Below are 13037 nucleotides of genomic sequence, written 5' to 3' on the forward strand. Positions count from 1 at the left end.
ACATTCAGCCGCTCGGCGTCACGACCATGGCGGATCCACCGCCGCGCCGCACCTTCTCCGCTGCCGCGAGCCACCTCCCGTCCGGCAGCCGCCGCACACCGGTGGCCGCACCGATCTCCGGGTTCAGCTTGAAGGCGTGGCCGAGCGACTCCAGTTCCGTCCGCAGCGGACTGTTCCACAGCGCGGGTTCGAGCTCGGTCGTCGGCGAGTTGCGCTGACTGGCGCGTGGCGCCGCGATCGCTTCGACGAGCGGAAGACCGCGGTCGACCGTGCCGATGAGCGACTGCAGCACCGTGGTGATGATCGTCGCGCCGCCCGGCGAGCCCAGGGCCAGTACCGGCTGCCCGTGCTTCAGCACGATCGTCGGCGAGATCGACGACCGCGGCCGCTTGCCCGGACCGGGCAGATTCGGGTCGTGCACCGCCGGGTTGGCGGGCGCGAACGAGAAGTCCGTCAGCTCGTTGTTGAGCAGATAACCGCGCCCCGGAACCGTGATGGCGCTGCCGCCGGTCTGCTCGATGGTCAGGGTGTACGCGACGACGTTGCCCCATTTGTCGGCGGCCGTCAGATGGGTGGTGTTCTCCCCCTCGTACGTCGTCGGGGCGGCGGTTCCACGGTTCGCGCAGTCGGCCGGACGGTGCGGGTCGCCGGGCGCGAGCGGGCTGGCCAGCACCGCGTCGTCCTTGATCAGGCACTCCCTCGAGTCGGCGAACCGCTGGCTCAGCAGTCCGCGCGTCGGTACGTCTTCGAAGGCCGGGTCGCCGACCCACCGCCCGCGGTCGGCGAACGCGATCCGGCTCGCCTCGATGTAACGGTGCAGATACTGGGATTCGCTCGCCCGCGAAAGGTCGGTGTTCTCAAGGATGTTGAGCGCCTCGCCCACGCTCGTACCACCGGACGAGGACGGCGCCATGCCGTACACGTCGAGCCCCCGGTAGCCGACCTTGGTCGGCGCCTGCCGCAGGGCACGGTAGGAGCGCAGGTCCTTCGCCGTGAGGTCGCCGGGGCGCACCACCCGGCTCGCCTTCGGGTCGACGGGCGGGTTGCGGACGGTCCGGACGACGTCGTCGGCCAGGTCGCCGCGGTACAGCTCGTCGATGCCGTCGCGGCCCACCTTCTCGTACGTACGCGCAAGGTCGGGGTTCTTGAAGACGGAGCCGACCACGGGCAGTTGCCCGCCGGGCAGGAAGAGCTTCGCGGTGTCCGGGAAGTCGGCGAACCGGGCCTGGTTCCCCTCGGTCTGCGAACGGAAGGTGGAGTCGACGACGAACCCATCCCTGGCGAGCCGCTCGGCCGGCTTCAGCAGCGCGCTCAGTGGCTTGCTGCCCCAGGCGTCGAGCGCGGTGGCCCAGGTGGCCGGGGTGCCGGGCGTGCCGACGGCCAGACCGCTGGTGACGGCGTCCGCGAAGGCGAGGGGCTTGCCGTCCTCCAGGAAAAGGGAGGAGTCCGCGCTTCGCGGCGCGGTCTCGCGGCCGTCGATGGTCTCCACGGTGTGCTTCTTGGCGTTGTAGTAGACGAAGTAGCCGCCCCCGCCCAGGCCCGACGAGTACGGCTCCGTCACACCGAGCGCGGCCGCGGTCGCCACGGCGGCGTCCACGGCGTTGCCGCCCTTGCGAAGCACCTCGATCCCGGCGGCCGTGGCATCCGCGTCGACGCTGGCTACGGCGCCGCCGTAGCCCACGGCGACGGGCGACTTGGGGGGCGGCGATATCGGCGGTGCGGACGAGGGCGGTGCAGCCGCCCCGACCGAGACGACAGCGGCGAGAACACCCAACAACGACACATTCCGCGCGACGGAACGTCGCATGCGCACCTCCAGTGAAGGATCGTCCGCGCAGGGTAACTCCGCCTCCTACGTCTCGTCAGGACCGCAGTGAACATTGATCCGAATCACCGCTAACATGCCCGCCCATGACTGACGACGTACGCAACATCGTGCTCGGCGTGATAGCCGCCGGCATCAGCGCCGCCCTCGGCTGGATCGCCCGTACCTACCTCTGGCGCCGCAAGCTCCGTCGCAAGCAGGCGTTCTTCGGACTGTCCGGGAACTCCGAGTGCCTGCTCGTCGTCAACCGCGACGCGGGCGGCGACGGCGCCGTCCACCGCCGCGACGTCTTCGCCCTGCTCGAACTCTCCGCGCTGATCAAGGACTGCTCGGCGCACGCGCAAATCCTCTCGCACGACGTCACCCAGCAGGGCTTCGGCGAGCGCACCGAGTTCTGCGTCGGCGGTCCGGGCTCCAATCGCCGGATGGCCGCCCATCTGCATTCGCTGCTGCCGGGCGTGAAGGTGAACACGGATCCGGAGCCGGGCCCGGATCGCGGCGCCTTCCAGATCGGCTCCGAGTGCTACCGGGCGGAGAAGGGTGTCACCGAGTACGTAGTGCTCGCCAGGCTGACGGTCAGTCACGAGACGTGTCCGGTCTTCCTGTTCTGCGGGCAGCGGGCGATCACCAATCAGGCGGCCACACGCTACCTGGCCCGCCATTACGAGAAGCTGTCGCGCAAGCACGGCAACAACACGTTCTGCCTGCTGCTGAAGGTGGTCAACTCGCAGGCGTACGGCCCCGATGTGGTGGAACTGGTCGCGGATGTGACACGGGCGGCGCAGACCCCCGTACCCGAGCCGCGGACCTCACACCGCGCGTCGAGCTGATTCGCGGCGGCTCCGGCCCGACCGCCCCGGCCCACACCGGGGCGGGCTGCACCGGGGCGGGTTCGAGCCCCGACATCTGGGAGACTCGCCGTCCAAGGTCAGTCACCGGCCCACCGCCCCCGGAAAACGTCCCGATCAGCGTGATCGCCTCGTCGAGCGCCCGGGTCGGCAGCTCCGGGCCCCGGCCGTGGGCACCCGGTCCGACGGTCTCGTCCCCGAGTCCGCCCACGGACGGTCAGACGGTGCAGTGGGTGGGCCCGACGGAGCCGTCGGTGCCGGACAGCGTCACCGCCGCACCCGGATCGGCCACGCTGGAGTGGACTGCCGTGCAGATCAGCTGCTGCTGGGCGAGTCCGGAAAGTCCGGTGACAGGGATGTCCAGTCGGACCAGCACCCCGCTGCGAGTCACGGTCATACTCAACCCGACATGGCCCTGGGGGAGTTCCGTCGTCAGTCCGGCATCCAGCTCCGCTCTGGAGGGGCCGCCGAACAGCAGGACGAGCGGCTTGCCCGCCGAGCTCTTCAGATCTCCCATGCCCGAGGAAGCACCCTGCACCGGTATGCCGATCTGCCGTACGACGGGCAGCAGCGTGCCCGGAGAGGACGAGGAGATGAAGTACAGCAGCGTGCCCTGCCGGCTCCCCGGGGCCACCTCCACCGTCGCCGGATCGCCGACCTCGACCACGTCCGAGGCCCGGATGCCGCACCCGGTCGCCAACAGCACGAACGCCATCATCGCGACCAGGGCGCGTTTCGACAGTAGCGTCGTCCGCCCGTAGGGCGGGCCTGGCGGCGTCTGGTGCGTGCGATCGCAAGGCGGAGGGTCACCCCGATACCGGTCGTATCGGGGCGAGCCCGACAACGCAGCGGGCGTGCGTGCCAGACGCCGCCAGGCAGGCGGGACTTTCGAAACACGCCCTGGGGCGCGCAGCCGCCTCACACCCCCTCCCGTGGCAGCTCGACGGTGAACACCGCACCGCCGGACGGGTTGTCGCCGGCGTGAACCGTGCCACCGTGCAGCCGTACGTTCTCCTGCGTGATCGCCAGACCGAGTCCGCTCCCCGCCGACCGGGTTCGTGCCGCGTCGGCCTTGTAGAACCGGTCGAAGATGTGCGGCAGCACGGCTGTGTCGATCCCGGGGCCGCTGTCCGCGACCTCGGTCACCAGCAGGTCCTTCCCGTCCCGCCGCTCGGTCCACACCCGTACGGCGACCGGCTCGGCGCCGTGCCGCAGTGCGTTGCCGACCAGATTGGCAACGATCACGTCGAAACGGCGCGGATCGAGCACCGCCCTTATACCGTGCGGGAGTTCGGTGTCGACCCGGTCCTCCCAGCGTCTGCTCTGGAGGGTCTTGCGGATCATCTCGGCGACATCGACCTCGTCGGGATGGAGATCCGCGGCCTTCGCGTCGAAGCGGGAGATCTCCATCAGGTCCTCGACCAGTGTGGCCAGCTTCCCGGTCTCCGCGCTGATCAGCCGCACGGCTGCCGCGGTATCGGCGTTCAGGTGTGCGGCGTCCTCGTCCAGGACCTCGGTGACGGCGAGCATCCCGGCGAGCGGGGTGCGCATCTCGTGCGAGACATCGGAGGCGAAGCGTCTGGCCCGTTCCTCCGCCCGCCGGAGCTCCGCCACGGACTGCTGGAGCTTGGTCGACGACTCGTTGAACGTCCAGGCCAGATCGGCGAGTTCGTCCGAACCTTTCACCTCGATTCGGGTGTCGAGCTCGCCGCGGCCGATACCGGCGGCGGCCCGCCGCAGATCGCGTACCGGACGCAGCACACTGCGGGCGGCAAGCAGTGCGGGCACCAGCGCGATGAGGAGGGCGGGCAGGGCACCGTCGCGGGCCGCGGTGACCATGGCGCTGACATTGGCCTCCTCAGGGGCGAGCGGCATCACGGCGTAGAGGACAAGCCCGGTGGGCTGACGCCCCTGGCCCCGGTCGAACATCACGGGCATCCCGATCGTCAGCCAGGGCTTACCGTCCTTGACGACACGCTGGAACGAGGCGTGCGCGGTGTTCCGTGCCGCATCGCGCAGTTCGCTTGTGATCACGTTGGAGACGGGCCGGTCCGAGGACGAGACCTTCAGGTCCGCGTATTCGGCGAAGACGATCCAGGTGTGCGGCTTGCCCTCTCGGGCCAGGGTCTGGCACATCGTCTGCAGCCGGCTCGCGTCGACCGGCAGGGACACCGCCTGTGCGGTGATCCGGTCCCGGAACTGGGCGACCGCCGTGTCCTGCGCCTGCTGAAGGATCGCGGACCGGGCCTCGCGGTAGGTCAGGGTCGCGGTGGTGGCCGCGCTGATCGCCGCGACCAGCAGAAAAGCGGATATGAGGCGGATGCGCAGGCCGAACCGGGCGGCCAGAAGTCTCATGCGAGCGGTCCGAATCGGTAGCCGAAGCCGCGGACGGTCTGGATGTAGCGGGGGCTGCCCGCCACGTCCTCGATCTTCTGCCGCAGCCGCCGCACACAGGCGTCGACGAGCCTCGCGTCGCCGTGGTAACTGTGCTCCCACACGTATTCGAGGAGTTGCTGCCTGCTGAAGACCTGCTCGGGCGAGGCCGACAGGTACAGCAGCAGCTTCAGTTCGGAGGGGGCGAGCAGAAGGCGCTCCCCCGCCTTGGCGACGGACAGCCCGGCGCGGTCGACGGCGAGTTCGCCGTGGAATTCGATGCCGCTGCGCCCGACCGGCTCGGCGAGCCGGCGCAGCACGGCCCGGATCCTGGCCTCGATCACCTCGGTACGGGCGGGTTTGACGATGTAGTCGTCGGCCCCGGCCTCCAGCCCGACGACCACGTCGAAGTCGTCGCCGCGTGCCGTGAGCATGATGATCGGCAGCTGGCTGGTCTCCCTTATGCGACGGCAGACCTGGACGCCGTTCATGCCGGGCAGCATCAGATCCAGCAGGACGAGATCCGGCCGGAACTCCGCCAGCGCACCGAGTCCCGCCTCCCCGCTCTCCACGGCCCGGAGTTCATGCCCGCGCCGACGCAGCCCGAGCTCGACCCCTTCCCGTACGGAGGGGTCGTCCTCGATCAGGAGCACACGCGGCATGGCACCAGTATCCCAACGATCATGATCGAAACTGTCCTGCACCTCATCAAGCCCGTCCGGCCAAGGAGAACGGATCGTCGGCCGGACGCGAACGGCGCCCTCTCACCGGCCCCAGGCCCCGCGGATCCGCGCGCGCCCCGCACCCAGCATCGCGCTGACCTCGCTCAACCGCAGCGGCCGGGCCAGCACCCCCACCACGCCAAGCAGCACTGCCGTACCCGCCCCGGCGGCCGCGAAATCCCCGAATCCGTCGCACGCCCGGGCCACCCCGTACGCCAGCGCCCCTGCCGGCACACACGCCACCACCAGCCGCGCATGCGCCCACAGCCCGGCCGAGCGCCACAGCACCGACCTCGGTCCCCGGGCGCTTTGAGACACCCTGCGATGCAGCACATACCCGGTGACCGCGAACCCCGCGAAGAGCGCCACCGAGTACGCCCCCGCCATCCCCGTCACCGCCCACCGCGCAGGCAGCATCAGATAGGCGAGCGCCGACAGTCCGGCGTTGAGCGCCGCGATCACCAGGTTCAGGAAGAACGGCGTACGGGTGTCGCTCATCGCGTAGAACCCACGGGACAGCACGTACTGCCCGGAGTACGCGATGAGCCCCGGCGCGAACGCCATCATCATCCCCGCCATCACCGCGATATCGGCGTCGCCGGTCCGGCCGTACCCGAACACGGCCCCCATCACCCACGGCGCCAGCGCGAAAAACACACCCGCTGCGGGCACCACCACCGCGGCCGTGGTCCGCAGCGCGTACGAGACATCGCGGCGCACCCCCGCGAGGTCGCCGTCGGCCGCCGCCCGGCTCATCCGCGGCATCAGCGCCGTGACGAGCGAGACGGTCACGATGCCCTGCGGCACCACCCACAGCTGAAAGGCGTAGCTGTACGCGGTGTAGCCCGCGCCGCCCACCACACCCTCCTCGACGGCGTGCTGTCCGGTGATGGTGGAGAGCCGGGTCACCACCCAGTAGGCGCCCTGGTTCGCCAGTACCAGCATGACGAGCCATCCGGCCGACCGCAGCGGGCGGGTCAGGCCGCTCCCCCGCCAGTCGAACCGGGGCCGCCAGCGGAACTTCGCGGCGCGGAGCGCGGGCACCAGGGCCAGCGTCTGTACGACGATCCCGGCGGTCGTCCCCCAGCCCAGCAGCCGGGCATGGGTGGCGGTCAACTCCCCTCCGGAACTGGACGCGACCACCAGATAGAGCCCGAACACCGCAATGATGACTACGTTGTTGAGGACAGGGGTCCACATCATTGCGCCGAACCGGTTCCGGGCGTTGAGTACTTGGCCGAGGACGGTGAAGAGCCCGTAGAAAAGGATCTGCGGCAGGCAGTAGCGGGCCAGCGCGATCGTGAGCTCCGCCTGCTCCCCGGAGTAGTCCGTGTAGGCGCCGACGATCAGCGGGGCGCCGACGACCGCGAGCGCGGTGAGGGCGACGAGGCCGACCGTGCAGACGGTGAGCAGCCGGTCGGTGTACGCGGCGCCGCCGTCGCTGTGTTCCCTGGCGGCCCGCACCAGCTCCGGGACGAACACGGCGTTGAGGGCTCCGCCGATCAGGAGCATGTAGAGGATGTTGGGGACGGTGTTGGCGACCGTGTAGCCGTCGGCCGTGAGTCCGGTACCGAGGGCGGCGACGACGACCGCCGAGCGAATGAACCCGGTCGCCCGCGAGACGACCGACCCCGCGGCCATGACGGCGCCGCTGCGCAGCACCGAGCCCGGCTTCTGCCGTCCGTCCGGCCCCTCCTGCACGACCGTCCCGGTCGTCCGCGCGGCGGTCACCGGCGGGCCAGGTACGCTTGGAACGCCCTGTACAGCGTGTTGTTGGCTGCTCCGCCCACCGATGTCTCCCACTCCCCGAGGGTCTCGACGACCTGCCCACCGGTGCCGAGCTTCCAGCGCAGCAGTCCGAAGGAGCGGTCGTCGGGGTCAAGGGTGGAGGGTACCCCCCGCATGTCGTACAGCTCGGCGCCGAGGGCGTGCGCATCGAGCATCATCCGCCACTGGAGGGCGTTGCTGGGGCGGACCTCGCGCCGGTGGTCGGCGGACGCGCCCGTCTGGTACCAGACCCGCCGACCGGCGCTGATCATGGTGTGCGCGGCAAGGATCTCGCCCTCGTGGACGGCGAGATAGAGCTGCATCCGGCCGGGCTGTTCGGCGTTGAGCACAGCGTACTGACGCTGGAAGTAAGCGAGGGAGCGGCCGAGCCGGAAGCCGTCGCGCTCCTCGGTGATCCGCAGCAGCCGGTGGAACTCGGGCAGCTCCGCCGCGCCACCGACGACGATCCGGACACCGGACTTCTCCGCCTTGCGGATGTTGCGACGCCACTCCTGGTTGAGCCCCGTCCACAGATCGTCAGCGGTGCGTCCGGCGAGCGGCACCTGGAAGACGTAGCGCGGCTGTGCGTCGGCGTCGTTACCGGCGTCGCCGTCCCCGCCGCACCGCCGCCAGCCGCGCGCCCGGAGCCGGTCGGCGACGGCGGTACCGAGCGGGTCCACCTCGGCCGCCAGCACATCGCGGACCTTCCGGCCCGGCCCGGTGGCCGCCTTGAGCCGGGTGGTGTCCCAGCGCCGGTACGCCGGTGATGGCCCCATGCGTACGGCGAAGGCGCCCGCCTTCCGTAGATGCGCCATCAACGGCCGCAGCCATCGGTCGATCTCCGGATCGGCCCAGTCGGCCACCGGCCCTTCCGGCAGATAGGCAAAGTATTTACGGGTGCCCGGGAATTGCCGGTAGAGGACCAGCGCGCTGCCGGCCAATTCACCGTCGGCGCCGTGCCATCCGACCATTTCCGACGTCCATTGGTCCTTCACTCCGGCCCAGGACGGATACTGCAGAAAGCTCGCCCCCGGCCGCGCGGTCACACCCGTCCGATGCTCGGCTGCGCTCAGGCTGCGTATCCGCATCCCCTGTTCACCTCTTCGGTCACCGGTCGCGAGCAGCGCTGACATGTCCGTGGCCCTCCCTGGTCCCGCCCCTCCATTCGGCTCGGCGGGGCTGCACAGGATGCTCACAGCGGTCCATGACGGGTCCGAGCGGCGCCTGTGACGGGACGATGACCGTTGCGCTCCATTCCTTGTCACACAACGGAATCCATGGCTCGTCAGGGATTTGAGGAACCTAAAGTCGGGTGAATGCCTCTCCACCGGTGAGAAGCACAGCCCTGGAGGTTTTCCGTTGTCCTCTGCACGCCGGCACATACGCCGTACCGCATCCCTGGCCCGCCCGGCCCGGCTCACCCTGATAGCCGGAACGGCGGTGCTCGGCGCCACCCTGACCGCCTGCTCCGGCGGCGCCGCCGCATCGGACACCGGTCCCGGTCACGCCGCCGGGACCTCTCCGGCTCCGGACACCAGGATCTCGGTGAACCTCCAGGGCACGAGCGCCACCGCGGGCAAGCCGGTGAAGGTGACGCTGGCCGACGGAAAGCTGAAGACGGTGAAGGTGACCGCATCCGAGGGTGACGCGCTCACCGGCCGGATATCCGGCGACGGACGCAGCTGGACCTCGGACCGGGTCGCCGCACCCGGCACCGAGTACAGCGTCGAGGCGACGGACACCAGGAGTGGCACGGACCGCGCCGGCTTCTCGACAGCCGAGGCCGACAAGGTCAACAAGCTGACGCTCGCCCCCGGCAAGAACACCACGGTCGGTATCGCCCAGCCGCTGTCGATCGTCTTCGACAACCCGGTGAAGAACAAGGCGGCGGTCGAGAAGGCACTCAAGGTGTCCACGTCGAACAACACCGAGGGTTCCTGGGGCTGGCTGCAGGACTACTCCGGCAAGGAGCGCGTCGACTGGCGGCCCAAGGACTACTGGAAGCCCGGTACCCGCGTCACGCTCGACGCCGATCTCAACGGCATCGACTCGGGAACGGCCGGCGGCTGGTTCGTGCGCGACTACCGGACGACCTTCACCATCGGCCGCAACCAGGTGGTCAAGGTCGACCTCGACCGTCACCGGCTGGCGCTGAACCGGGACGGGAAGACGGTCATGGACGTGCCGATGTCGGCGGGCACCCCGGGCGGCCAGAAGGCGTCCTGGCGCGGCACGGCCGTACTGATGGCGAAGGAGGGCACCATCAACATGCGCTCCGAGACGGTCGGTCTGGGCGATGCGTACGACAAGATGGTCGATTCGTCGATGCGGCTGACCTGGTCGGGGATGTACGCCCATGCCGCGCCGTGGAACGCCGCGTACTTCGGGGTCGCCAACCACAGTTCCGGCTGCGTGGGAATGAGCAATGCGAACGCCGCGGAACTGTACAAGGAGGCGCAGGTCGGCGACCCGTTCGAGATCACCGGCGCTGACGCCAAGGGGACGGTCGCGGAGGGCAACGGCTACGGGGCGTGGAATGTGTCCTGGTCCGACTGGCAGGCGAAGAGCGCGCTCCACTGATCCCTTTCGAGCCGCTGTGGTGCGGGGGCGCACCGAGGTGCGCCGAGCTCTGCCCCACGCGCCCTTCCCTCCAGGTTCACCGGCCCCGCACTCTGAAGGGCGCACGGCGAAAGGAGCCGGGCGCGGCGTATCGGCCCGGACCGGTCCGCGCAGGGAGGATGTCGTGGAACAGGCAGCGGATCAGGCGCCTTCGGTGCAGGAGGTCGGAGCGTGGTACGACCGCTTGGGGGGTCTGTACAGCCTGACGATGGGTGACAGCATGCACCTGGGCATGTGGGACGACGGGGTGCGCCCGAATCCCGGGCGGACGCTGTCGGCGGACGAGGCGTGGCAGGAGCTGACGGCGGCGCAGGACCGGTGGACCGACGAACTGATCGACGAGCTCGCCCTCGGGCCCGGGCAACGTGCGCTGGACATGGGTTGCGGCACCGGACGGCCCACGGTGCGTCTGGCCCACGCCTCCGGCGGGCAGGTCCTCGGTATCACCGCCAGCAGCGCCCAGGTCGAGCAGGCCCGCGACCGCGCCGCCCGCGCCGGCGTCGCCGACCGCACCGAGTTCCTGCAGGCCGACGCGATGAACCTGCCCTTCGAGGACGCGTCGTTCGACGCGGTGTGGGCGATCGAGTCGTTCGCCCACTTCGCCAACCGCCCCCGTGCTCTGCACGAGGCCAAGCGCGTCCTGCGTCCCGGTGGCCGGCTCGTCCTCGCGGACTGCTTCGAACACGTCGCGTTCACCGACCAGGATGTGGCGCTGTTCCGCGCAGGCTTCGCGCTCGCCCGCCTGCCCGGCTCCCTCGACGACTACCCAGCCCTCGCCCGGCAGGCCAGCTTCACCATCGACCGCGTGCGTGACAGGACCGGCGACTTCACACCCACCTACCACCTGATCCCCCAGATCTTCGCGGCACGTCGCCAGCAGATCGAGGAACTCCTGGGCGCCGACATGGCCACGCAACTGGACTCGGCCTATCCGCTGATCCTCGGCCTGTGCCGGGACAAAATGGGCTACGTCATGGTCCGTGCCGGCAAACCTGCCCCGTGACCGCCACGCTCGCCGACCGCCTGTCCTGGCAGCGAGGTGCCGCAGCTGTCGTCGTGCGCCCGCCAGGGATGACGGGACAGCCCTTAGGGTGCGTCGTGCCTGCTCGTGGGGCTCCGCATCGGACGGATAACCGCCTTGCCCGAGTCGAGGTCAACGGAGCTCGGCGGTGCACCGGATTCGGCGTCGTCTCGGAGGACGAGTTGGCGTTCCCGCTCCTGCTGGACGTGTCGCTGTGATGGATGGAAGAGCTCACTCCACGCCTCAGCGGTTGATGCTCCGCCGCCGCCACGCTTGCGCCGACGCCAGCCGACCCACATAAAGAGGACCAGCCATAAGGCGATGACGACGCTGCCAGCCACAAGCAGCAAGTGCTCTCTCCTCTGGGCGCCGTTGTTTCCTGCCGGCAGTCTGCTGACCACCGGGCAGCATGTTTTCGGCAGCAGCATAGAGCTGTCCGGGAATTCGGTAAGGAGAGGCGGCTCAGCCGCCGCTGTCTCATGAGACACCTCGCAGTCTGGAGAACGACGGTTACCGTGCGCTGCTGCTCTCGTCCGGACGGGAGTGACATCAAAAGTCGCGCGAAAAGCCGAAGGCAAGCTCCCCGCCGCGGAGGCCTGCCCAGGACTCCCGCCGCCGCCAGTAGCTCGTTCGGAGTACGGCCCGGCCGGGCGACGCTCGTTGAACCGGCACGACCACAGCGCCCGCTCACGCCGCCGTTCCCCACGCCCATGGCTGCTCCGTCGGTGCGAAGTCGGGCCGGCGCGACCCGTGCCTCGCGGCCGCGGCTCGGGACGCGGCGGATCATGGCACAGCGGGCGTCCGGGTCCGCCGGCGTGCACGCCGTCACGTCGCCGTGAACAAAGCCGCCCTCCTGGCTGTGCTGACCCCACACCAGGGCAGACCCGTCTGCGCCGGGGGGCTTCCGGCCGGCGAGGACGTCAGCAGGGCGTCAGCGGTGCGCCAACAGGACGTGAGCGCCGAGCAGGAGAGTGATGAGTGTCAGGAGGTCACGGGCGGTTCGCCCGCAGGCCCCATGTCTTTGTCGTGCTGTCACACTTGGGGGGACCCTCATGCGTACGTTCCACAACCGTCACCACGCCACCGTCGTCGGCGCCACCGCCACTGCGGTACTCGCTCTGGCATCGACCGCCTGCGGTGGGGAGGGGATCGGCACGAAGGCCGCCGACTCGGCGGACAGTTCTGTAGCCGCTGCGGCTGCGGTGGGGTCCTCGTGGTCCACCGGGTCGGTGAAGACCAGCGACGCCGTGCAGAACACCGGCACCACGAACGCCGTCACCGTGAACGCCGGCAGCGCGAAGGCGGCCGGCGGCAACGCCAACAGCGACAGTGACGCCTACCCGCACCCGTGCGAGATGCAGAAGCTGTCGGTACACGTGGCCCGCCGGGCCGGTGCGCCCACCCAGCGGGTGATCAAGGTGCGCAACGTCGGCGTGAACACCTGCGGCCTGAGCTACTACCCACGGGTCAGCCTGGGCAACTCGAAGTCCGCGGACCACAGCCACGATGTCAGGCCACTGATCCCCAGCGGCCTCGGTGGGGCACCCGCATACCCGGTCCGGGCCGGACACACCGCCTACGCGGTGATCGACCTCAATCCGAGCGGCGCGACCACCGGGACCGTGCCCAAGATCGACGAGATGAATGTGCTGGCCGACGGCGACCATATGCCCAACGCGAACACGCTCAACTTCCCGCTCGGCACCGGCACGAAGGTACTCAAGCCCAAGCTTGGCCTGTACAGGAACACGATCGCGGACGCGGTCAGTTCCATGACTCAGGCCGACACACAGTCCTGAACGCGCCCCACGCCAACCGGCCCCGCCCGTGGCGCGCGTCTCGCCGGGCGCGGACCCCTCGTA

General features: G+C 69.9%; 11 protein-coding genes. 4 read left to right on the forward strand and 7 right to left on the reverse strand.

Going from position 1 to position 13037, the window contains the following annotated elements:
* Positions 1-4: 4 nt before the first annotated feature.
* Positions 5-1807: a gamma-glutamyltransferase gene (gene ggt / locus ACIBB8_RS09080; RefSeq protein WP_398949971.1), complete on the reverse strand. Its 1803-nt coding sequence runs from the start codon at positions 1805-1807 to the stop codon at positions 5-7.
* A 104-nt stretch (positions 1808-1911) separates the two neighbouring features.
* Between ggt and ACIBB8_RS09085 the strand changes: the two genes are divergently transcribed.
* Positions 1912-2655, forward strand: coding sequence for a hypothetical protein (locus ACIBB8_RS09085; protein WP_398949973.1), 744 nt, complete (start codon positions 1912-1914; stop codon positions 2653-2655).
* A gap of 235 nt (positions 2656-2890) precedes the next feature.
* Here the strand turns inward: ACIBB8_RS09085 and ACIBB8_RS09090 are convergent, their stop codons facing one another.
* The 5 genes from ACIBB8_RS09090 to ACIBB8_RS09110 all read right to left on the reverse strand — a co-directional run bounded on the left by ACIBB8_RS09090 (position 2891) and on the right by ACIBB8_RS09110 (position 8668).
* Entirely contained in the window at positions 2891-3388 is a 498-nt protein-coding gene (locus tag ACIBB8_RS09090) for a hypothetical protein (RefSeq protein ID WP_398950114.1), read from the reverse strand.
* A gap of 203 nt (positions 3389-3591) precedes the next feature.
* Positions 3592-5028 carry an ATP-binding protein gene (locus ACIBB8_RS09095; protein WP_398949975.1) on the reverse strand — a complete coding sequence of 479 codons (1437 nt, stop codon included), beginning with the start codon at positions 5026-5028 and terminating at the stop codon, positions 3592-3594.
* A complete protein-coding gene (locus ACIBB8_RS09100; protein WP_398949977.1) occupies positions 5025-5708 on the reverse strand; it encodes a response regulator in 684 nt (227 codons plus the stop codon). The genes ACIBB8_RS09095 and ACIBB8_RS09100 overlap by 4 nt, the downstream gene beginning before the upstream one ends.
* A gap of 102 nt (positions 5709-5810) precedes the next feature.
* Entirely contained in the window at positions 5811-7499 is a 1689-nt protein-coding gene (gene murJ / locus ACIBB8_RS09105) for a murein biosynthesis integral membrane protein MurJ (protein WP_398949979.1), read from the reverse strand.
* Positions 7496-8668 (reverse strand): lipid II:glycine glycyltransferase FemX, encoded by a 1173-nt coding sequence (locus ACIBB8_RS09110; RefSeq protein WP_398949981.1) that lies wholly within the window; start codon positions 8666-8668, stop codon positions 7496-7498. Before ACIBB8_RS09110 ends, murJ begins: the two co-directional genes overlap by 4 nt.
* Before the next feature lie 226 nt (positions 8669-8894).
* Between ACIBB8_RS09110 and ACIBB8_RS09115 the strand changes: the two genes are divergently transcribed.
* Positions 8895-10115: an Ig-like domain-containing protein gene (locus tag ACIBB8_RS09115; protein ID WP_398949983.1), complete on the forward strand. Its 1221-nt coding sequence runs from the start codon at positions 8895-8897 to the stop codon at positions 10113-10115.
* A 163-nt stretch (positions 10116-10278) separates the two neighbouring features.
* Positions 10279-11157 (forward strand): methyltransferase domain-containing protein, encoded by an 879-nt coding sequence (locus ACIBB8_RS09120; protein ID WP_398949985.1) that lies wholly within the window; start codon positions 10279-10281, stop codon positions 11155-11157.
* Between the two features lie 83 nt (positions 11158-11240).
* On the opposite strand, the gene ACIBB8_RS09125 is transcribed toward ACIBB8_RS09120, so the two are convergent.
* The gene (locus tag ACIBB8_RS09125; protein ID WP_398950116.1) at positions 11241-11603 is read right to left on the reverse strand and encodes a DUF6191 domain-containing protein; all 363 of its coding nucleotides are present in this window, start codon (positions 11601-11603) and stop codon (positions 11241-11243) included.
* A gap of 624 nt (positions 11604-12227) precedes the next feature.
* Here ACIBB8_RS09125 and ACIBB8_RS09130 point away from each other — a divergent pair.
* Entirely contained in the window at positions 12228-12974 is a 747-nt protein-coding gene (locus ACIBB8_RS09130; protein ID WP_398949987.1) for a DUF4232 domain-containing protein, read from the forward strand.
* Positions 12975-13037 lie beyond the last annotated feature (63 nt).

This window comes from Streptomyces sp. NPDC051286, assembly GCF_044455345.1.
In the GTDB taxonomy this organism is placed as follows: Bacteria; Actinomycetota; Actinomycetes; order Streptomycetales; family Streptomycetaceae; genus Streptomyces.